Consider the following 21,469-nt stretch of genomic DNA (forward strand, 5'->3'; position numbering starts at 1 on the left):
TGTATACAAAAACCCCGGGGAAACCCGGGGTTTTTGTTCTATCGATGCTTATGCAGCACTGCCTGGTCCTGCATGAAGCCGCGCATCAGACCTTCGCGATTTCGCCCATCACCTGCCGCAAACCCTCCTGCCAAGCCGGCAGGGTGATACCGAAATCGTGCTGAAGCTTGCGGTTGTCCAGCACCGACCAGGCAGGCCGCTTCGCCGGTGTTGGGTACTCCTTGCTGGAGATCGCATGCACAACCGGAACCTTGGCGAGCACACCCGCAGCCAATGCCTCAGCAAAGATTGCCTCGGCAAAACCATGCCAGCTGGTCTGCCCTGACGCGGTCAGATGCCAGGTGCCCGACAGTTTGCCCGGGTGTTGCAACACCTGCGCGGTGACATCGGCAATCAAAGCCGCCGGTGTCGGCGTGCCCACCTGATCTGCCACTACCCGCAGTTCATCGCGCTCAGCGCCCACGCGTAACATCGTTCGCAGGAAGTTGCCGCCGTGCGCTGCATACACCCACGCGGTGCGGAAGATCAGATGACGGCCTCCAGCTGCACGCACCGCCTCTTCACCATCGCGCTTGCTGGTGCCGTAAACACCCAGCGGCTCAGTCGCCTCGTCTTCAGCATAGGGCGCCACGCCCTGACCATTGAACACGTAGTCGGTGGAGTAATGCACCATCGGCACGCCATGTGTCGCACACCACCGGGCAATCACGCCCGGTGCCTGTGCGTTGGCCCGGAATGCGGCTTCGGGCTCCTGTTCTGCCTTGTCCACTGCTGTGTAGGCAGCTGCGTTGACCACAGCCGAAGGCTGCAGCCGTTCCAACAACGGCGGCAAGCTCTCGGGGACGTCAAAGTCCGCGACCTCGCAGGAACTACCATCGGCCAGCTTGCCGCTGCGCGTGGTGGCCACAACCGGACCGAGCGGTGCCAGCGCGCGCAACAACTCCTGCCCCACCTGCCCGTTTCCGCCAAAAACCAGTACGGTCATGGCACGTAAACCGGCAGGCGGTCTTCAGCGATATCTTTGAGAAAAGGAGCGTTTTCATCTTTGGCGGACAACGTCGGATCGCTGATTGGCCAGTCGATGCCGATTTCGGCGTCATTCCAGCGAACGCCAGCATCAACCTCCTTCAGATAGACCTCAGTGCACAGATAACTGAACACCGCGCGTTCGGACAGCACTGCAAAGCCATGTGCGAAACCTTCCGGTATCCAGAACTGGCGTTTGTTCTCAGCACTCAGAACGACGGCCTCCCACTTGCCAAAGGTCGGCGAACCACGGCGGATATCCACCGCCACGTCATACACCTCGCCCTCCAGCACGCTGACCAACTTGCCCTGCGGGCGCGGCCACTGGTAGTGCAGTCCGCGCAACACACCTTTACTGGAAGCAGAAACATTGCTCTGCACGAACTTGTCAGGCAGACCAAGCCCTTTGAAGCGCTCAGCATTCCAGGTTTCAAAAAAGAAACCACGCTCATCACCGAACACCGCCGGTTCAATGACTACACAGCCGGGCATGGCGGTTTCAATTACTTTCACGGAACAATTCCTCGCTGAACGAGCTTCTGCAGGTATTGCCCATAACCGTTCTTGGACAGCGGCGCGGCCAATGCCAGAAGTTGCTCCGCCGTAATCCAGCCTTGGCCATAGGCAATCTCTTCAGGGCAGCAAACCTGCAGGCCCTGACGGGTCTGGATGGTCTCGATGAAGTTGGATGCCTCCAGCAGCGACTGATGCGTGCCTGTATCCAGCCACGCAAAGCCACGACCAAGAGGCTCCAGCTGAAGCTTTCCTTCGTCCAGATACACCTGATTGAGATCGGTGATCTCCAGCTCGCCGCGCGGCGATGGCTTCAATGCAGCGGCGTAGTCGCTGGCATTGCCGTCATAGAAGTACAGGCCGGTAACCGCATAGTTGGAGCGCGGGTTCTGTGGCTTTTCAACGAGTCCGACAACTTTGCCACTTCCATCAAATTCAGCAACACCATAACGTTCCGGGTCGTTAACCCAATAGCCAAATACCGTGGCTCCGCTGGCTTGTGCGTCGGCTCGATTCAGCACATCGCGCAACCCATGGCCATGGAATATGTTGTCACCGAGCACCAGGCAGCTGGGCTTGCCACCAACGAAATCGCGGCCAATCAAATACGCCTGCGCCAAGCCATCCGGGCTCGGCTGCACCGCGTACTGGATGTCCATTCCCCACTGCGAGCCATCGCCCAGCAGCTGCTGGAACAAGGCCTGCTCGTGTGGCGTGTTGATGATCAGCACTTCACGGATGCCCGCCAGCATCAACACGCTGAGCGGGTAATAGATCATCGGCTTGTCGTAGACCGGCAGCAATTGCTTGCTGACGCCCTTGGTGATCGGATACAGGCGCGTACCAGAACCGCCAGCCAGAATGATGCCTTTACGTTGCGTCATGGTTGTTTCCTTGTTGGCCCGCACATCCGCGCGGGCGCTGGATCATAGGTATCAGGCGTCGGTGCCGATGCGCTGCAGACGGTAGCTGCCGTCCAGCACGCCGTCTACCCATTGCTGGTTCTCCAGGTACCAGTCCACGGTGAAGCCGATGCCCTGCTCGAAAGTGTGCTTAGGCTCCCAGCCCAGTTCGTCCTTGAGCTTGGATGCGTCGATTGCGTAGCGGCGGTCATGACCGGGACGATCAGTGACGTAGGTGATCTGCTCGGTGCGTGGCTTGCCATCGGCACGCGGACGGCGCGCATCCAGCAATGCACAGATCGCCTGTACCACCTCGATGTTCTGCTTTTCGGAGTTGCCGCCAACGTTATAGGTTTCCCCTACTCGGCCCTTGGCCAAGACGGTGCGGATCGCCTCGCAATGATCGGCAACAAACAGCCAGTCACGTACCTGTTTGCCATCGCCATAAACCGGCAGAGCCTCACCAGCCAACGCCTTGGCGATCACCAGCGGGATGAGCTTTTCCGGGAAGTGGTACGGGCCGTAGTTGTTCGAGCAGTTGGTGGTCAGCACTGGCAGACCGTAGGTGTGGTGGAATGCACGCACCAGATGGTCGGAGGCCGCCTTGGAGGCCGAATACGGGGAGTTCGGGGCAAAGGGCGTGGTCTCAGTGAACTTGCCGGTCTCGCCGAGCGTGCCGTAAACCTCATCAGTGGACACATGCAGGAAGCGGAATGCATCGGCCTTGTCAGCAGGCAGTGCCTTCCAGTAATCGCGCACAGCTTCCAGTAGCCCCAGTGTTCCAACCACATTGGTCTGGATGAAGGCACCGGGCCCGTCGATCGAGCGATCCACATGGCTCTCGGCGGCAAAGTTCAGGACTGCGTCAGGGCGGTGCTCGGCCAACAGGCTTGCCACCAGCTCGCGGTCACCGATGTCTCCGTGCACGAACTTATGGTCAGGATTGCCCTCCAAGCTGTCCAGCGTCTTCAGGTTGCCTGCGTAAGTCAACGCATCCAGGTTGATGATACGGACGCCCCTCGCAGCAGCTTCCAATACAAAATTTCCGCCGATAAAACCGGCGCCGCCAGTCACAAGCCATGTGGTCACGCGTTGTATCTCCTGATTTACTGCTGCAAAAGCAGCGAACAATTCCTACAAGGATATAACGCCAGCGCCTGTTGAGCCGCACCATTGACAACTAAACCCTGTCCGTCAAACTTTGTCCGGACATTTGGCCGCCTACATAAGTCACCATACGCATTCGCACGGACCTATCAACCCGGCTAGAATCGAGAAAATTTGTCCCCGGCCCGCGCCGGCCCCCCATCAGCAACCGAAGGACCCCGCAGCACATGAAAATCCTCGTCGCGTACAAGCGCGTGGTGGACTACAACGTCCGCATTCAAGTCAAGCCGGATGGTTCCGGCGTGGTCACCGATGGCGTCAAGCTCTCGCCGAACCCGTTCGATGAAATCGCCCTGGAAGAAGCCCTGCGCCTGCGCGACAAGGGCATCGCCACTGAAGTGATCGTGGCCACCATCGCCCCGGCCGACGCCCAGGCACATCTGCGCAACGGTCTGGCGATGGGCGCCAACCGAGCCATCCACGTGGTCACCGACCAGGCCATCCAGCCGCTGACCGCCGCCCGCACCCTGCTCAAGCTTATTGAGAAAGAACAGCCGGACCTGGTCATCCTCGGCAAGCAGGCCATTGACGACGACGCCAACCAGACCGGCCAGATGCTGGCCACGCTGTGGGCGCGCCCGCAGGCGACCTTCGCCTCCAAGGTCGAGATCGCAGACGGCAAGGCCACGGTCACCCGTGAAGTCGACGCCGGCCTGGAAACGCTGGAAGTCGATCTGCCGGCGGTGATCACCACCGACCTGCGCCTGAACGAGCCGCGTTTCATCAAGCTTCCAGACATCATGAAGGCCAAAGCCAAGCCGCTGGAAACCCTGCAGCTAGCCGACCTCGGCGTTGAAGCCGCTGACACGTTCAAGACCACCCATTATGCCGCGCCGTCCAAGCGCAGCAAGGGCGTTATGGTGAAGGACGCTGCCGAACTGGTAGCCGCACTCAAGCAGAAGGGATTGCTGTAATGGCCAAGATTCTCGTCATCGCCGAACACCTGGACGGCAAGCTCAACAGCGCCGTCGCCAAGACTGTGTCGGCAGCAACCGCCGTGGGCGGCGACATCCACGTGCTGGTGCTGGCCGCCGACCCGGCCGCCATCGCCGCGGAAGCCACGCAGATTGCCGGCGTCAGCAAGGTGCTGACCATTACCAATCCGGCCAATGAACACGCACTTGCGCAGGTACAGGCCCCGCAGATCGCCAAGGCCGCTGCTGGCTACAGCCATGTGTTCGGCCCGTCGACCACCACCGGCAAGGATGTGATGCCGGCCGTAGCCGCCCTGCTTGGCGTAAACCAGGTCTCGGACCTGATGTCAGTGGAAGGTTCCCATACCTTCAAGCGTCCGATCTACGCCGGCAACGCCATCATCACCGTCGAAGCCCCGGCTGATCAGGTGGTCGTGGCTACCGTGCGCGCAGCCTCCTGGCAGGAAGCTGCCAAGGGCAACAGCGCCCCGGTCGAAGCGATCAGTGTTGATGCTGCCCTGCCGAGCCACACCCGTTTCATCGGTCTGGCTGCCGGCAAGAGCGATCGCCCGGACCTGCAGAGCGCCAAGCGCGTTGTCTCCGGTGGCCGTGGCGTGGGCTCGGAAGAGAACTTCAAGGTGATCTACGCGCTGGCCGACAAGCTCGGCGCCGGCGTCGGTGCCTCGCGTGCCGCGGTCGACGCAGGCTACGTGCCCAGCGACATGCAGGTCGGCCAGACCGGCAAGATCATCGCTCCGGAGCTGTATATCGCTGTCGGCATCTCCGGCGCAATCCAGCATCTGACCGGTATCAAGGACGCCGGCACCATCGTCGCGATCAACAAGGACGGTGATGCGCCGATCTTCGAGATCGCCGATATCGGACTGGTGGGGGATCTGTTTACGATCCTGCCGGAGCTGGAAACAGAGCTATAAAGATACTCAGTCGCCGGCCCAGCCAACGCGGGCCGGCAAAACACCAGATGCAGGACAAACAGGCCTTCTCACAGATGGCTATGCCACTCCACCTTCCAGACCTGTGCACCGAACGCGTGCGCTGCTGCCAGCCCAACCTCAGAGTCTTCCAGCACCAAACACTCGGAAGGCCTCAACCCCAGTACCTGAGCGGCGTGGAAATAGGGTTCCGGGTCTGGCTTCTGCTTGGTGACATCTTCACTGGTGACCACAAGATCGAACAATTCAGCCAGTCCTTTAGCTGCCAGCAACGGCTCCACGGAACCGCGTGATGCTGAAGTCACCAAAGCAATCGCTGCCGAAGGCTTAAGCAATCGCAGCAACCCTACAAGCTCTTCGTTTACCGGGACCTGAGGCGACAGATCCCGGTAAATTTCCCGCTTGCGCTGCGCCACCAACTCATGCACATGTGGGTGCTGAGGCAGTACGTGCTGCAGCATTGGTCGCCACGCCAGTCGCCCAACAGCAGAGCTAAGCAAGCCCTGATCGTAGACAATTCCGGTTTCGTCCAATGCCTGTCGATAGGCCATCAAGTTGGCTGCATGGGTGTCAACCAGCGTTCCATCCAAATCTACCAACATCGCCTTAACCACGTTCCGCCTCCGGATAAAGCCTGTCGTACTCGCGCACAAGAATGCAGAGACAGCCGAAAAAAGCCAACCCGGCATCACGGTTCGCGCGCAGTTGGTAGGGAATCAACCTGAGATAGTTGATCCATTCATGCAGGAAAATTTGGCGCATGACATCAGCACCAAAACGACTGGTAAGGCAATTAACTACACTGGTGTAAATGCACTCATATTGGAAGGAGCGGTGCAACCCTACGGTCAATCTCTTGCCCGATAGCGTGGCGCGCGGTGATTTGTGGAGCGCTTCGTATCCCAGGTGAAGCGACTGCAGCAGCTTCGCAAAGTCGATCAAAGGCGATTGGAAACCATTAACCGGATTCGGATCAATCAGGAACCAATGCCCGTCCCGAGCGGTACCGTTGAGCATGATGTTTTCAATGGTCAAGTCGCCGTGGATGCTTGCTTGCCGACGGTCGGTGAACTGCGTGACAAACCAATCGACGTCGAACATGACATCTAGACGACTCAGATCAAATAGCTCCCCGTTAAGCTCGATCTCGCCCAATTCAAAAATATCATCGAATTCCTGTCGAATCTGACGGAAATTCTCTAGCACCTTGGTTCTGACATAGTCGACCACGACAGCATTTACAGCGTCGGCCTGATAGGTCTTTTTGTGGAATTCCACCATCCGATCAATGACATCGGCTAGCAACCCGGTTGATACGTGGATCGGTTCGCTATGAATCCCCTCGTAAAGATCGCGACTACCACCTATATACGCCATATCGTAAAAGTAGTCGTCGGCCGCGGAATGGGTTTCGATCACCTGCACCAGTGGTAAAAGCGCACCATTGTCCTCCAGCCAGTCACGCTGGACGGAGAGCTTGGGAGCCAAGCCTCGTGTGGCGAACTTTCTCACCCGTAACGTGCCTTCCACCTCAACCAATGCTGTAATGGCGCCTGAGCCACCATGAAACACTCGGTATAACAGTACGTTGTCAATACCGCGCGTTTCAAACTCGGAAAGCATGCCGCCGTGGCCACCGTAATGGCGGTCGAGGTAAGCATGGTACTGGTCCAAAGATCTGAACGCCTGGTTGCGCGTCCTTTGATTCGCACCCGAATACACAGCCACTCGCGTTGCCGAACGCAGGATGCTTTTGATGCCAGCCAACGCGTTGAAGCCCGATAGGTAGGCGTAAACCAAGATCAATGGAATAGGCAGGGTCAGATAGACCGCCAGCCAAAGGTCATGGTAGCCCAGCACTGGCATGAGAGGGCCTTCCACAGCGCGCACATAGACAGTCAGGAAAGCGTCCAGCCACGCGTCACCGCTCGCCCGGGAAAACAACCAAAGCGACGTCAAATAGACACACCACATGCACGTCGTCAACAACCAGAAACGCGTACTGCGCAGCAACCAACGCGAAAACAGCATTTGTGCACTGGCATGACAGAAGTGCAGGATCGCAGCTTTCACACGGTCATTAAAGATAGCCGAGACGCGCCACAGCAAACGCCGACCCCATTCCGTTCGCGATACCAGGTACAAGATCGCTACCAAAACGGTCAAACCGCCGAAACTGGCCATTACCAAGCCACGACCATGCCCCGCACCGAACATCACGGCAACAAGTAAAACCACGACTGCCAGATCAATCAGACGTTCGACAAACACGGTCGCCAGAACCGTCGAGAAGCGCGCTCTCACTGTGTACGCCAGCAAGCCGGCACGCATCAGCTCACCGATACGCAACGGCAATAACGTATTGACCAAGTAGCCTATGCTCAACGCAGATAACGGCCGCAGATTGGACACATCCACACCGGAATGGGAAAGCAAAATCCGCCAGCGAACTGTACGCAACACATGCGCGAACAGTAGCGTCAAGACTGCGATAGCCAGCCACCATAGATTCATTTCATCGGCTCACTAAGCCCCAACAACTCCGCACCACGAGTAACAGCGCCCCTATACTCATCTGGCGTCCCGAAGGGTATATGACTATCCAGATCGAAGCCACGCACTTTCCCGCCCTGATGCACGATCTCGTTGTACAGGCCGCTCACGAATAATTCCGGATAAGGACAGTCACGGGCGTATGCCTCGGCAGCGGATTCTATTAACGCCATGTCGCGGAACCCATAAATACCAGCAATCGCACGATCACTAATTGCGACCTTTTCCATCGTACGCTCCAGCAGATCATCCTCGCCATAAGCGGCGAAAGAGAAATGCGGAATAGTGGAGCGGAAATGCGAAAGAAAGCCCTCATTGCCGGCCGCGAGGGATGTCACGGCTTCACCAAGCCGCGAATAGTAGAACGCATGATCGCAATCATTGACGATAATGCTGCCCTTGCCTACCAACGGCCGGGCCTTCAGCACGGTTTCAAGCGCCCCAGAGGTCACCTCGGGAACCTCCACTATCTTTGCGCTTGGAAAATACTCCTTCACCCTAGAACCGATGTCGAATTCTTGAACATGTTCTTGCAGCACCACGTAAACCAGGTGCACCTGAGGCAACTCCCTGAGAATACCGAGTGTCGCCCAGTAGAAGAAAGGTTTACCTGCGAGCTCGATCAAAGGTTTGGGCAGGATCTGGCCATCTTTGCCGAAACGCGAGCCACGCCCTGCCATCGGCATCACCATGGAAACGGCATCAGACATCAGCCACCCTCCAGGAATATCCAACGACCGGGACCTGCCTGTACTCAGCCTCGGGAAACTTACGACGCCTGAACAAGGCAGACAGTGCGATTCCCAACGTCTGGAAGGATTGACGGAACAGTTTTACATTTGACACCTGATCATCTTCTCGCCAAGTGATCGGCACAAATTCCAATTTACTACCACGAATTATTTGCGAACACAACATGACACAATTGAATGTCAGATTATCGGGGTACTTTAGAACCTCCGGAATCCGGACGCTCGCCATGCGGTAAAAATTCAAACCCGCGCCCAAATCATGAACAGCCTTACCCAAGCACATCGAATAAATAGAGTTAAATACAAAGTTTCCAAAAATACGGAAGCGCGAATAACCAGGAGTATTCGATCCACGCATGAAACGACTTCCCAGATAGGCATCAACATCGCTGTTCTGCGCACGTTCGATCACTTCACGAAAATCAGCGATCGTCCCCTGATCGTCGCCATGCAGGACGACAAGCCAATCGAAGCCCTCCCTGAGAGCATATTGAAACGCGACTTTGTGCGAGCCGCCCAACCCGTAATTAGCATCATTGAGCAATAGTTTGAAGCGCCCATCGCCTCGCCCACGGATATGCTCGGCTACAACCTCGCGCGTTCTGTCAGAACTGCCATTGTCAACGACGATTACCTGCTCGATACTGGACAACGTCCAACCCGCCTCCAACTGCGCCAACACCCGCGGAACCTGTCGTTCACAGTTATAGGCTGGCACGAATACGAGAACCCGACCATTCATATTTTACTTCCCTGAAATCCAACGTGACACGAAGTAGTTACAGATGAGCGATGCCGGTGTCACCAAAATTTTGGCAATCAAACCAACAACGGCCATTTCCATGCCGATCAGCCCGCTACTCAGCCGTGAAAGCCATTCGATCACCAATGCCCAGAAAACAATATTGACTTCTGTGTATGCAAAATAACCGAGCAACCCTCGCAGATCGCGATCCTCATCAGAAAAAATGAATTTGCGTGAAACCATAAAAACTAACATCGCAGCAATACTGGCACTGATGAAGTTAGCAAATCCTGGCAGCAACCCTGCACACCGTACCAGGAGGTAAAACAGGCACATATCCAAGCACCACCCCAGCCCAGAGACAGCCACGAACTGCAGGGGTTTGGAACTCAATGGCAACATCCGCCGTCGCAAAATCACTGAGACTCCACTCTGCCATCCCCGTCCCGCTGCGACCCAAGCAACAGGGGAAGCTCACTGTAGTCGTGTGGCCCGGGTCGCGCGCACTCATCGGCCAAGGAAACAGTCATGCTGCGAGTGGGAATCTGTGCGAACCATCCGTCGGGCGGAATCGGCACCGTTACATACCGCCCCTTGATCCGTGGAATTGCGTCGCAAAGGCTCTGCGTCCAGGTTTCAACCGAATCAAAGCGACGCGTGGACTGGGTGAACTCAAATCGCGGGGATGCAGTCACCAGGAACGGCACGGCCAGCAATACAGCCAACCACCCGCCTAGGCGCAACCGGCACAAAGTAATTATGACACTGGCAAACAGCAACAGGTTCAGACCGACAAAGTAACGGTCGGGAAAGGAACTGGCGTAGCCATTGAAAATACTAGTCAAGCCCGAACGCATTCCGATCATAGCCAGAAAATATGCGCTCGTGGATCCCCACAGGAAGGCCAAAGAATATCCTCGCGAGATATCCGGCACACTCTTTGAGTGTCGCGTCGCCCAGACAATGGCAGTGGTAGCGAAAACCAATATGCCCAGCACAATCAGCGACCATGTATCGCTCAGCGCGCTGTAGAAATAGAAAACGAACGGATACAATATCGATCTCGCAACTGCGAACTCGATATAAGCCTCATGCTTTATTGGCAGATTTGCGCCGCCCTTGCTGGCAAAAGAAGCTCCAGTTAGCATCAACAGCGGAATCAACGCAGTAGCTAGAACGGCGATGGCCAATGCAAGCTCGGCATTGCTACGGCGCTCGCGGAAGTACCGAATAAGCAGCAAGGTGCCGCAAGTGAGCGCCACCGCAATGCCAACCGGGAAAGTCAATCCGGACACAAGAGAAAAACCAAGGGCTGCGAAGGTCCAGCCCAGCCCTCGATCAGGCCCCATCAGCCTAAGCAGCAGCATCACCTGCAAGAGCGGGAAGAAGAACCCCAAGTTTAGGATACGCCCGTAAATCTCGTTGGCATCGTCACCAACCGGAGCAAGCACAATTGCCACCAAAATGGCCGCTAGTGCCCCTACAGGTATCCTTCCCTTAAGGCTGGAGTACGTAGTAACCACAACCGTCGCCAGAAACAAATTGGCCAAAACAAAATAAACCAATGGCAGATAAAACAGGTTCCCGTCAAGAAAAATCGCTAAGATCCATTGCCCGACCTGGTAGAGAATGACAAAGCCAAGTACCGGAAAAACCCTTGAGCCTAACGCAGTTTCGTAGAAGCCATTGGACAACAGGCTGGCGGTCCACTTTCCATCCTCGCCGTACAGCGTCGGATACACGACCGGATCAAGATTCCGGAGACTGAACAAAATGAATGCTAACGCAAACAGCCCCAAACATGCTGCGATCGCTTTGCTTCTCGGCGGGAATCTCAAATACCTGACCACGCTACTGGAATTCATCTCGACCGAACTCTCTCTTCAACCTCATACACCAACCGGACATTTGATCTCACATCTAATTAGTGAGACAAGAAAACACTAGCAGACTGCGCTCCCCACAGCCGTACGGCTGCGGGGCTCACAATTCTTTCAGAGGTTACTTATACGCGAGACGGAGCTTTGGGGTTGCTCGGGTCGAAGTCAGATCCGGCAACGTCATGTCGGCCTCCGACCCATAGAGCCAGAGCGCCACATCATGACTACCTTCAACCTTCGACAACTTCACCATCAAAGAGTCTTCCGCCTGCACCGGAAGCGCATTATCCAAGCGGATATCAAGGTATGCGTTGTCAGACGAACCAACCAAGGAAGTCATGCCGCTCGCGCACTGCGACCCCTTGCACAATTCGACCGCAACGCTTCCGTCCGAGGCCCCGCCAAAATTACCGATCTGCACACCCACCTTGCTAATTTCGCCGGCAAGCGATGCCTTGACCGTCAGCGATACTGCACCACCATTCCCAAGCAACAACGGCTGCTCGATCAATGCACCTACCGGAAGCTCCTGCGCACCAAGGGCTGGCGGCGGCGCAGATTCCTGCACATCCGCCCCATTGGCCGCACCTTGATTAATTGGTTCCGAGCTTGGGCTCGAACACCCGACGACCAGCATGGCAAGCGCTGTTACTACGCCATAACGGACTACCTTCACGTCAATCTCCATTTAAAAAAACCGCTTGTTGGATTGCTTCAACTTGATTGAACCACGCGTAATGATCGACAGCCTGCTGCCTCGCTCGCGATGCCATCTGCGGATACCCATCAGATACCATTTCGATTGCTCGCGAGATTGCATTGTACCAATCGATGCTGTTCGCCAAAAATCCATTCTTCCCGTCTTCAATCGCAGACGCGTAGCTATGAATCGGCGTTGCTACAGTGAGCGTCCCGACTGCAGCGCTCTCAAAATACTTCAGCTCAGATTTGCAGTTTGTGAACATATTGTCCAGCAGAGGAACAATATTGATCTCCACCAACGACATCACGCGTTGCAGGTTGATGAAGTCGTGCAACGGATAGACCTCAATCCGGTCAGCTACGCTCGCCAACTGACCTGATATGTCCAAGAAACCGACCACAAGCAGTTTGACTCTGCTGTTCTCGGTCATGATTCGCTCCAGTGCCGAACCAACCATCGAGAAATCGTGGTTGTGGGTCGGAGTTCCACTGAAATAGCCAATATGGATGTCGTCTGTGCGGCGGAACGAGGAAGCTTCTTTCTCCGCGTAGATGCGGTCGGATATTCCCAACTGCTCCTTATTCATGAAATTCGGCACAACTGCTGCCGGCCGACCAGTGAATGCCTGCAGCTGAGCGGCAAGATAACTATTTGTCGTAATCGAGCTGTCGCACATACGCGCCACCGCGCCGATGCGCGAGATATAAGCGAACCAGTGGTCCCATACCCCCGGATGCTTGAGATCCTGCGCAAGCGTCATCAGGATCAATTGGACATAGTCGACGTTGAAGACCAGATCGTCCACATCAAACAGCACACGTTTGCCTAACGACTTCGCACGCGTGATCAGGCCAGCCAGCTTGGCGTTGTAGCGCATGCGACAGACGACGATCACGTCGACGGCGTCGACAATCTCATTGAAATGATCCGCATCCGAATTGAAGAAATAGGAAGCACTGATGTCAGGCGTGCCGTCCATGAGCGCACACGCCATATTGTACGCACGGTAGCGGAAGGTACTGGTATCCGCCTCCTCGTAGAAATAGGCCACTCGTCGTCGACGCGAACACAGTGCCCGGAAACGCTCATCGAAGCGCTGCTTCCAGGGCGCACGGTAATCGCTATGCGGCTCGTTAACGTAGAACATTTTCTGCCAATACCTCAGTCACTTGGAACAACGCCTTTTCCCAGGAGTCAGCAAGGCCGATCTTCCCAGCCGCGATGTCGCCACACTCAATGCGGCCGACAGCTTCCTGCAACGCAGCCACCAGGGATGCCTTGTCCACTTCGGCAGTCAATATCGACGGCGAGTACATGCTCAGGTCCTGTTTGACACCGAATCGATTGGTGACAACGGTAGCGCCGACTGCCGCCAAGTCGAGCGGTGGATAGCTCGGGTGTGGTGTCGCCATCAGGCAGAAGCCCAAATCGATCGTCCGCACGAACTTGCCATAATCCGACCAGCCCAGTGTGGGCATGATCGTTGGCTCCACACCCCCCAAGGTAAGTGCGGGAACATCTTTGCCAACAAGGATGATTTCCCACTTTCCAGGATCGAGCACCCCACTGCGTACCGCTTCGTCCAATACCTCAATCCCTCGATAGAAGAGATTGCGCAGATTGTTAGGACGCGCATAGAAGAACAGACGGAAACGCTCGCCTTCAACAGGCACCCTACGCCCCCCTTCCTTTGCCGCCGGGAAGGCTGGCTCGAAGAAGAGCGCTCCATTCTCCAGGTGCGGCAACCCACTCGTTACTAAGTGGTCACGCAACAATTTGGTATTGAGGACAACCGCAATATCCTGGCGGGAAATTGTTTCTGAACAACGGACCCAGTCATCACCATAGGGATAGAACATGCGCTCGTCTTCCTGCAACAGGTAGATCACGCGAGAAGGCGGGATGCTGCCCAGGACTGAAGCTGTCGTCCACCATGAAGTGGTCAGGAAGTAATCGTTGGGACAGACATCAAGCTGGCTATCGGGATCAGCTATATCTATGAAACTAAATTCAACATTGCCGTTGTACTCAACACCGTTGCAACGAAGCACCTCCTTGAAGCTTGGCTGAAACGGTTCCTGTGTGCGCGTTATAACGCGCAGCACCGCACCGGTACGCTTCGCCAACAATGCCGCCAGGATGATCGACGTACCTACGCCACCAAACAAACTGCCACTGTTGATGCTATCGGTCACAAGATTCAGGCGAAGCTTCGGCCCCGGCGCCTGATAGACCGGCAACGGCGATACTCCCCCAAACCTCTGGCTCACAAGGCGCGCCGCAGCAGCTGACGCCCCAACCTCGCTAGGCTCCCCAGTCTTCTGGACCATGAACTGCTCTACCGGACTCTGTTTGACCAGTACAGTGCGTCCGCTAACCCTCTCCACCACGCGCAACACGGCCGCGCGCAACCCGTACTGACGACGGTACCAGACAAACTTCTCGATCGGATTCACTCTTTCTCCTTGCTGTCAATAGCCGGATGCCGCAAGCGTTCACTTGTCGCCGGCTCTACTTCCTTCATCTCGCCCACTTCGGGATCTAACGAGAGCTTGCCATTATCACTTGCATCCCCTTTCGGCGAAACCTCAACAGGCTGTTGAGGCTCTTGAGGCTGTTGAGGCTCTTGAGGCTGTTGAGGCTGTTGAGGCTGTTGAGGCTGTTGAGGCTCTTGAGGCTGTTGAGGCTCTTGAGGCTCTTGAAGCCCTTGAAGCCCTTGAAGCCCTTGAAGCTCTTGAGGCTCTTGAAGCTCTTGAGAACCCGCAGCCGCTCCATCGAGCCTTGCTTGCAGTATCAGGTTCTCCCCAGATATCCGGACAATTTCCGCTTGTTTGGAAAAAATGGCTTCTTCCAAGTCCCTGATTCGCTGCTGGACAATGGAGCGACTGAAAACCTTTTCGTCCTCTGCGCTGGCTATCACCCCGACCAATCGGTCAAAGCCATTACGTAGTTCATCGACCAAGGGGACCAATGTCGAATCAAAACGACGTTCACTCAAGCCGGCCGCGGCATTCGCATTCTCGACCTCCTGTGAGAGTGCCCGATTCGAAAGCAACAGGCCGGCAACCTCGTTACGTCGTCGGTCCAGCAACTCCAGCAGACCAGTGCGCTCCATCTCCGCGCGACGTTCCAGATATTGCTTCGCCATCTCCCCAGTGTCGGCATCATTGAAATGCGTTACGTCAGTCTCGTGCTTAAGACCCGAGTCGATGCCATGCCGATGCTCCTTGACACGAGTGAGCTTCATCGACTTGGCCAGACCAGCAATAACCTTTTCCGGATCTGAGACCAGTTGATCGAAATCCAACAGAACCGGTCGACGCCCCACCAATTGGGCCGCACAAAGATGCAGGCTCAACCAAGCCAGACGGTCATTGTGCGCCTCACCACATTTGTTGACCTTGGCGTTGGACAACGCGATCGAACGCGCGGCACGCACAACAAATACGTATGAGACATCGAATCCACGACCTTTGAAAAACCGCTCCCAAAACGGAAGCGTGAACACAAACCTCGGATCCTTCAGGCCAATGATCGGACCCTGCAACTCCTCGGCCAACAGCGCCTCTGCACGCCTCTCAAATGCCTGCCAATGCTCATCGCCCAGCGCCAGTACACCTGGCTCCGGGTAGTAATCGAAGTCACCGAAATTCACCCTCGCGGCGGCAAGCAGTGCGTCATTCAAATCGTTGAGCGACTGCAGTTCGAAAAAAATCGGGTTGTGGGTGTTTTTCTCCGGATCGACGAAACGGGAAGGGTCACCAAAGTGCACACCCAAGCCAGCCAATGCCTGGCAGGCTGCAGAGGTACCGCTACGCGGCGGTCCGACCACCAGTACTACGCGTCGCCGGGTCGCATGCTTGCGTTGCTTCACGATATTTCCCTGTTTGCTCATTGTCTTCAGGCCAAATTGCTCTCGGGAATGCGTACAAGATTGCAGGCAGGCTCTTCAGCCAAATCGTAGAACCCCGCCTTGCGCCGGTCGGTGGAACGATCTTGGATCCGAAACTGCACAGCATCCATGATTCGATGCATGAAGACGTTCTCACCATCCTCCAGGACACCATTGCAGCCCGCATTGGTGAAGTAGGCTCCTGGTAGAAATCGGGACTTGAAACGAAAGCGCACTTGGTAGCGCTCCCCCGCCAGTACGGCCTCGATCCCATCCCCCTCGGGGTGCGAGGACATGCCGAAGATCTCGACGCCAGTTGTCGACTTGATCATCATGCCGAAGTGAACCAGCGTGGCATCTTGTTGGAAGTCGACGTCATAGCAATAGACATAATCGTCACCGGGCTTGAGGACGTTGATCTTCTCGCCGGCCAGATTCTCGATTCGCACGTTCGATATCAGTGCACCCCGACTGACGTAGCTGACCTGGCTTTCCGACTGTAGACCTGGCTCGTAGCGCTCGGACAAATCCGTTGCTGCTACCACAGCCGGCATAGAACCAGCCATCGCGACACGGGTTTCATCCGCGCCAATGCCCTTTGCCTTGACTCCGGGCGCCACTGCAGACAACGCCTGAATCATCGCCCTGACTTCCTCCCGCTTTTCCACCGGCGAGTAGATCAGGCGCTGATACATCGCGACCGTAGTCTTCGGATCGGATGCAAGCAGCAACTCACCGGCTTCGAGCAGGAGCGCCCGGTCGCACAGTTCGATGATGCTCGACGCGGAATGGGAGACAAACAATATCGTGCAACCCCGCGCCTTGAGCTCTTCAATACGCGAAAAGCACTTGCGCTGGAAGGCCTCGTCGCCCACCGACAATGCCTCATCGACCACCAAAATGTCAGGCGTTGTATTGATAGCCACGGCGAATGCCAGACGGATATACATACCACTGGAGTATGTCTTGACAGGCTGATCGATATGCCCACCGATGTCCGCGAAGGCGATGATGCTCTCGAATTTGTCGTCGATCTCCCGTCGCGCCATGCCCATCAAAGAGCCATTGAGGTATACATTCTCGCGCCCAGTGAATTCCGGATTGAAGCCGGCACCCAGCTCCAACAGCGCCGCGATACGCCCCTTGATGCTTATGCTGCCTTCGCTGCAACGCAATGTGCCGCAGATCATCTGAAGCAGGGTCGACTTTCCAGATCCGTTGCGTCCAATAACACCTACTGTTTCGCCGCGATGGATGTCGGCACTGACATTATTGACCGCGCGGAACTCCTTACCCCACTGGCGGCCGCGCGACACCCCTTGCAACAACCGATGGTGTGGCTGCGCATACACTTTGAATACCTTGCCAACGTTGGACAGGCGGATTGCAATTTCAGAGGACATCAGCAAAACCATCCCTGGTGGCAGAGAAGCAGGCGAAACCGACGAGTGCCACGATCAACGCAGCAATTGTATAGACCCCGAGCGCGCTCCAATCCGGCACCACGCCCCACAGGCAAACATTGCGCGCCTGGTCGATGATCAGAGTCAGCGGGTTGAGCTGAAACAGCACACGGAATTTTTCCGGCACGAGCTCTACAGGAACGATAGCCGAAGACAAGAACAGCATCGCCGTAGAAAGCGGCGTGACGACTTGCTGGATATCACGGATGTACACCGTCAGCGCTGACAACAACCAACCAATACCGATGGCCATGATCACCAGCGGCAGGAACACAAGCGGCAACAACAACATGGTCCACTGCAGATTGCCATGCATGACCAAATGGAACAGTGCGAACACCACGAAATTCATCGTCGCGTGGAACAACGCAGAGAGCACCATTTGCCAAGGCAAGATTTCCAGCGGAAAAACGATCTTCTTGACGTAATTCGAGTTCGAGATGATTAGCGTCGGTGCACGGATCATGCACTCGGATAGAAAACCGTGCGCAATGATGCCGATGAAGATGATGAGCGAGAAGTCCGCCGTGGAGTTTGAGCCTGGCCAGCGGGATTTCATGATCTCGCCAAAAGCCAATGTATAGACCGCGAGCATCGCAATCGGGCTGGCCAAGCTCCAGATCAAACCGAAGGTTGCCCCACGGTACCGCCCGAGTACATCGCGTTTGGCCATTTCCAAGGTAAGCGCCCGATGGGTGGTAAGCGCCGACCAAGGCGTGGCGATTTTTTTATTCTGATTGTTCATTTGTCTACGATCAGCCCAACGCGCCAGTGAGGTCCGCCTGCAAATCATGCAGATCCTCAACCCCCACACTCAGCCTCACCAAGGCATCACTGATGCCCAGCTGTTCGCGGCGAGCCACCGGAATCGAGGCGTGCGTCATCACAGCAGGGTGGTTGACCAGACTCTCCACGCCGCCGAGTGACTCGGCCAGGGTGAACAGCTCAGTCTTCTCGCAGAAACGCTTGGCTGCTTCAAAGCCGCCCTTGAGCACGATCGAAACGATGCCGCCGTAACCGGCCATCTGCTTGCCCGCCAGTTCGTGCTGTGGGTGCGAGGCCAGGCCCGGGTAAATCACCTTTTCCACTGCCGGGTGGTTTTCCAGCCACTTGGCCAGTTCCATCGCATTGGCGCAATGCGCCTTCATGCGCAGCGGCAAGGTCTTCAGACCACGCAGTGCAAGGAAGCTGTCGAACGGGCCCTGCACGCCACCAATGGAGTTCTGCAGGAAAGCCATCTGCTCGGCGAGCTCGGCGTTGTCGCCGACCACCACCATGCCGCCGACCATGTCGGAGTGGCCATTGAGGTACTTGGTGGCCGAATGCAGCACCAGGTCCGCCCCCAGCTCCAGCGGACGCTGCAGCATCGGCGAGGCGAAGGTGTTGTCCACCACCACGATCAGGCCGTGACGCTTGGCGATGGCAGCCACCGCGGCGATGTCGACGATCTTCAACATCGGATTGGTCGGGGTTTCAATCCACAGCATCTTGGTCTTCGGCGTGATCGCCGCTTCGAACGCGGCCAGATCGGTCAGATCGACGAAGCTGAAATCCAGCGCAGCGGTGCGACGGCGCACACGTTCGAACAAGCGGAAGCTGCCGCCGTAAATGTCATCCATCGCCACCACGTGGCTGCCGGCGTCCAGCAGCTCGATCACGGTGGAGCTGGCCGCCATGCCCGAGGCGAAGGCGAACCCACGCGTGCCACCTTCCAGCGAGGCCACGCAGCGCTCGTAAGCGAAGCGGGTTGGATTGTGGGTACGCGAGTACTCAAAACCCTGATGCTCGCCCGGGCTGGACTGGGCATAGGTAGAGGTCGCATAGATCGGCGGCATTACTGCGCCGGTGCTGGGGTCAGGCGACTGCCCGCCGTGGATGGCCAAGGTGGCAAGCGACAAGGCGCGCTCGCCCTCCTGGCTGCGTGAATGCTGATCCGTCATGATGGCTTCCAGCTAAAGGGGCGAAATTCTATCAGTGCTGTCTGAATCTACCGTTGCCCCCTCTTGCAAGGGGGCCGGTCGGGTTTACTGAACCCGGCGACGCAGGTAGTTCAACAGGTCGATACGGGTGATCAAACCGAGGAATACGTCACCATCGGTGATGATTGCCACCTGGCCGCGGTCAAATACCGGCAGCAGCGCCTCGATCGGCGACTTGACGTCCAAACGGTCGAGCTTGCTGACCATCGCCACCGAGACCGGGTCGCGGAAGCGGGCTTCGTCGCCGTACACGTGCAGCAGTACGTCGCTCTCATCGATGATGCCGACCAGTTGACTGCCATCCATTACCGGCAGCTGCGACACGTCGTACAGCTTCATGCGCTGGTAGGCGGTGGTCAGCAGATCCTTCGGGCCCACCACCACGGTGTCGCGCTGGCTGTACGGGCGCAGGATCAGGTCGCGCAGATCGCCGAACTGCGGGCGCTCCAGGAAACCGTTGTCCAGCATCCAGTAGTCGTTGTACATCTTGGACAGGTACTTGTTGCCGGTATCCGGCACCAGCACCAGCACCTTCTTCGGCGTGGTCTGCTCATGGCAGTACTTCAGCGCCGCGGCCAGCAGGGTGCCGGTGGACGAGCCACCGAGAATGCCCTCCTTGCCCAGCAGCTCACGCGCGGTGTGGAAGCTCTCCGCATCACTGATGGCGTACGCCTTCTTGACCCGACTGAAATCGGCGATGTCCGGCAGGAAATCCTCGCCAATGCCTTCCACCAGCCAGCTGCCGGACTTTTCGTTCAGCGTGCCGTCGTTGATGTATTCGGCCAGGATCGAGCCGACCGGATCGGCCAGCACCAGCTCGGTCTTCGGTGAGAGCTTGGCGAAGGCGCGCGACAGGCCGGTCATGGTGCCGGAGCTGCCGCAACCGAACACGATGGCGTCCAGATCGCCGCCCATCTGCTCGATGATCTCCGGGCCGGTGCCGAATTCATGCGCGGCCGGGTTGTCCGGGTTGCCGAACTGGTTGATGAAGTAGGCGCCCGGGGTACGGTCAGCGACGGTCTTGGCCAGGTCCTGGTAATACTCCGGGTGGCCCTTGGCCACGTCCGAGCGGGTCAGCACCACTTCGGCGCCCATGGCCTTGAGGTTGAAGATCTTCTCCCGGCTCATCTTGTCCGGCACCACCAGGATCAGCTGGTAGCCCTTCTGCTGCGCCACCAGCGCCAGACCCAGGCCGGTATTACCGGCCGTGCCTTCCACCAGCGTCGCACCGGGCTTGAGATCGCCGCGCTTTTCGGCCGCTTCGATCATCGACAGGCCAATACGGTCCTTGATCGACCCGCCCGGGTTTGCGCTCTCCATCTTGAGATACAGCTCGCACACGCCGACATCCAGGCGCTGGGCCTTGATGATGGGCGTATTGCCAATGAGTTCGAGGATGGAGGAATGGATGGGCATCGGTTTGGTTCAGATCGCGCCGCACAGCGGCCGGACCGATGATTATCCGATGGTTGTGCCCGAAAGTCAGGTAATCACGCCTTCAGGCATCACAACCACGCTGCCAAGTGACGCGGACAATGACGGCCGACGAGGAGGCCGCCACCGTCCGCGACATAAACGGTCAAGCGTGGGGAAGGATCAGTTGATGCTGTTTTCGTAAATCCGCAGGAGCTTCTGCTTGGCCAGCAGTTTTTCCCGTTTCATCTGTCCCAAGGTGACCCCGTCGATCGGGAGTACACCCAGCTCCGCGTCCATGCATTTCTTGTTCAGCTTCTTATGCTGTTGGTAGAGCTGCTTGAACTCCGGGTTGGCCTTGGCCAATGCGTCGATTTCACTCTGCGGCTGCCCTTCGAACATGACTACCTCCTTCATACAGAAACAAGAACGCCCCGGCCTGACGGCACGGGGCGTTGCTGGATTGGAAAGCCGGGCCCGCCCACCGCAGCACCACCAACCGTCCTCCGGCCAACCTGCCAGGAGCTTTCGGTTACTGGTTCGCGCCACGCTTGCACCGGCTCGGCCCTCCGTTGTCCGGACGACGATAGTGCCGCCCGGACAATTGACCCTAC

At 57.0% G+C, this 21,469-nt stretch carries 21 protein-coding genes; 2 read left to right on the plus strand and 19 right to left on the minus strand.

Going from position 1 to position 21,469, the window contains the following annotated elements; translation table 11 throughout:
• Positions 1-85: 85 nt before the first annotated feature.
• Genes rfbD through rfbB form a run of 4 tightly spaced genes read right to left on the minus strand, consistent with a single transcriptional unit; the run spans position 86 to position 3,530 of the window.
• Positions 86-985, minus strand: coding sequence for a dTDP-4-dehydrorhamnose reductase (gene rfbD / locus ACVOL0_RS09390; RefSeq protein ID WP_481548854.1), 900 nt, complete (start codon positions 983-985; stop codon positions 86-88).
• Positions 982-1,539, minus strand: a complete 558-nt coding sequence (gene rfbC, locus ACVOL0_RS09395) for a dTDP-4-dehydrorhamnose 3,5-epimerase (protein ID WP_481548855.1) — start codon at positions 1,537-1,539, stop codon at positions 982-984. The genes rfbD and rfbC overlap by 4 nt, the downstream gene beginning before the upstream one ends.
• Positions 1,536-2,423, minus strand: coding sequence for a glucose-1-phosphate thymidylyltransferase RfbA (rfbA, locus tag ACVOL0_RS09400; RefSeq protein ID WP_481548856.1), 888 nt, complete (start codon positions 2,421-2,423; stop codon positions 1,536-1,538). The genes rfbC and rfbA overlap by 4 nt, the downstream gene beginning before the upstream one ends.
• A gap of 51 nt (positions 2,424-2,474) precedes the next feature.
• The gene (gene rfbB, locus ACVOL0_RS09405) at positions 2,475-3,530 is read right to left on the minus strand and encodes a dTDP-glucose 4,6-dehydratase (protein ID WP_481548857.1); all 1,056 of its coding nucleotides are present in this window, start codon (positions 3,528-3,530) and stop codon (positions 2,475-2,477) included.
• A 245-nt stretch (positions 3,531-3,775) separates the two neighbouring features.
• Here rfbB and ACVOL0_RS09410 point away from each other — a divergent pair, with 245 nt between their 5' ends.
• Both ACVOL0_RS09410 and ACVOL0_RS09415 read left to right on the plus strand, forming a co-directional pair.
• Positions 3,776-4,522, plus strand: coding sequence for an electron transfer flavoprotein subunit beta/FixA family protein (locus ACVOL0_RS09410; protein WP_481548858.1), 747 nt, complete (start codon positions 3,776-3,778; stop codon positions 4,520-4,522).
• Positions 4,522-5,457 carry an electron transfer flavoprotein subunit alpha/FixB family protein gene (locus tag ACVOL0_RS09415; protein WP_481548859.1) on the plus strand — a complete coding sequence of 312 codons (936 nt, stop codon included), beginning with the start codon at positions 4,522-4,524 and terminating at the stop codon, positions 5,455-5,457. The genes ACVOL0_RS09410 and ACVOL0_RS09415 overlap by 1 nt, the downstream gene beginning before the upstream one ends.
• A gap of 68 nt (positions 5,458-5,525) precedes the next feature.
• Here the strand turns inward: ACVOL0_RS09415 and ACVOL0_RS09420 are convergent, their stop codons facing one another.
• The 15 genes from ACVOL0_RS09420 to ACVOL0_RS09490 all read right to left on the minus strand — a co-directional run bounded on the left by ACVOL0_RS09420 (position 5,526) and on the right by ACVOL0_RS09490 (position 21,257).
• The gene (locus tag ACVOL0_RS09420) at positions 5,526-6,077 is read right to left on the minus strand and encodes an HAD family hydrolase (RefSeq protein WP_481548860.1); all 552 of its coding nucleotides are present in this window, start codon (positions 6,075-6,077) and stop codon (positions 5,526-5,528) included.
• A gap of 4 nt (positions 6,078-6,081) precedes the next feature.
• Positions 6,082-7,989, minus strand: coding sequence for a lysylphosphatidylglycerol synthase transmembrane domain-containing protein (locus ACVOL0_RS09425; RefSeq protein WP_481548861.1), 1,908 nt, complete (start codon positions 7,987-7,989; stop codon positions 6,082-6,084).
• Positions 7,986-8,738, minus strand: coding sequence for a glycosyltransferase family protein (locus ACVOL0_RS09430; RefSeq protein WP_481548862.1), 753 nt, complete (start codon positions 8,736-8,738; stop codon positions 7,986-7,988). Before ACVOL0_RS09430 ends, ACVOL0_RS09425 begins: the two co-directional genes overlap by 4 nt.
• Positions 8,731-9,522, minus strand: coding sequence for a glycosyltransferase family 2 protein (locus ACVOL0_RS09435; RefSeq protein ID WP_481548863.1), 792 nt, complete (start codon positions 9,520-9,522; stop codon positions 8,731-8,733). Before ACVOL0_RS09435 ends, ACVOL0_RS09430 begins: the two co-directional genes overlap by 8 nt.
• A 3-nt stretch (positions 9,523-9,525) precedes the next feature.
• Positions 9,526-9,918 carry a GtrA family protein gene (locus tag ACVOL0_RS09440; RefSeq protein ID WP_481548864.1) on the minus strand — a complete coding sequence of 131 codons (393 nt, stop codon included), beginning with the start codon at positions 9,916-9,918 and terminating at the stop codon, positions 9,526-9,528.
• 23 nt (positions 9,919-9,941) lie between these two features.
• Positions 9,942-11,267 (minus strand): hypothetical protein, encoded by a 1,326-nt coding sequence (locus tag ACVOL0_RS09445; RefSeq protein WP_481548865.1) that lies wholly within the window; start codon positions 11,265-11,267, stop codon positions 9,942-9,944.
• 259 nt (positions 11,268-11,526) lie between these two features.
• Positions 11,527-12,081 (minus strand): hypothetical protein, encoded by a 555-nt coding sequence (locus ACVOL0_RS09450; protein WP_481548866.1) that lies wholly within the window; start codon positions 12,079-12,081, stop codon positions 11,527-11,529.
• A gap of 1 nt (position 12,082) precedes the next feature.
• Positions 12,083-13,255, minus strand: a complete 1,173-nt coding sequence (locus ACVOL0_RS09455) for a glycosyltransferase (protein ID WP_481548867.1) — start codon at positions 13,253-13,255, stop codon at positions 12,083-12,085.
• Positions 13,242-14,564 carry a rhamnosyltransferase WsaF family glycosyltransferase gene (locus ACVOL0_RS09460; RefSeq protein ID WP_481548868.1) on the minus strand — a complete coding sequence of 441 codons (1,323 nt, stop codon included), beginning with the start codon at positions 14,562-14,564 and terminating at the stop codon, positions 13,242-13,244. Before ACVOL0_RS09460 ends, ACVOL0_RS09455 begins: the two co-directional genes overlap by 14 nt.
• A complete protein-coding gene (locus ACVOL0_RS09465) occupies positions 14,561-15,982 on the minus strand; it encodes a hypothetical protein (RefSeq protein ID WP_481548869.1) in 1,422 nt (473 codons plus the stop codon). The genes ACVOL0_RS09460 and ACVOL0_RS09465 overlap by 4 nt, the downstream gene beginning before the upstream one ends.
• Positions 15,983-16,008: 26 nt before the next feature.
• Positions 16,009-17,403: an ABC transporter ATP-binding protein gene (locus tag ACVOL0_RS09470; protein ID WP_481548870.1), complete on the minus strand. Its 1,395-nt coding sequence runs from the start codon at positions 17,401-17,403 to the stop codon at positions 16,009-16,011.
• The gene (locus ACVOL0_RS09475; RefSeq protein WP_481548871.1) at positions 17,393-18,208 is read right to left on the minus strand and encodes an ABC transporter permease; all 816 of its coding nucleotides are present in this window, start codon (positions 18,206-18,208) and stop codon (positions 17,393-17,395) included. Before ACVOL0_RS09475 ends, ACVOL0_RS09470 begins: the two co-directional genes overlap by 11 nt.
• A gap of 10 nt (positions 18,209-18,218) precedes the next feature.
• On the minus strand, positions 18,219-19,403 hold the full coding sequence (locus ACVOL0_RS09480; RefSeq protein ID WP_481548872.1) for a cystathionine gamma-synthase: 1,185 nt from the start codon (positions 19,401-19,403) through the stop codon (positions 18,219-18,221).
• A gap of 84 nt (positions 19,404-19,487) precedes the next feature.
• A complete protein-coding gene (locus tag ACVOL0_RS09485) occupies positions 19,488-20,858 on the minus strand; it encodes a pyridoxal-phosphate dependent enzyme (RefSeq protein WP_481548873.1) in 1,371 nt (456 codons plus the stop codon).
• A 180-nt stretch (positions 20,859-21,038) separates the two neighbouring features.
• Positions 21,039-21,257, minus strand: a complete 219-nt coding sequence (locus ACVOL0_RS09490; RefSeq protein WP_481508019.1) for an HP1242/YdcH family protein — start codon at positions 21,255-21,257, stop codon at positions 21,039-21,041.
• Positions 21,258-21,469: the final 212 nt, after the last annotated feature.

The sequence above is a fragment of the Stenotrophomonas sp. STEN021 genome (genome assembly GCF_056760175.1).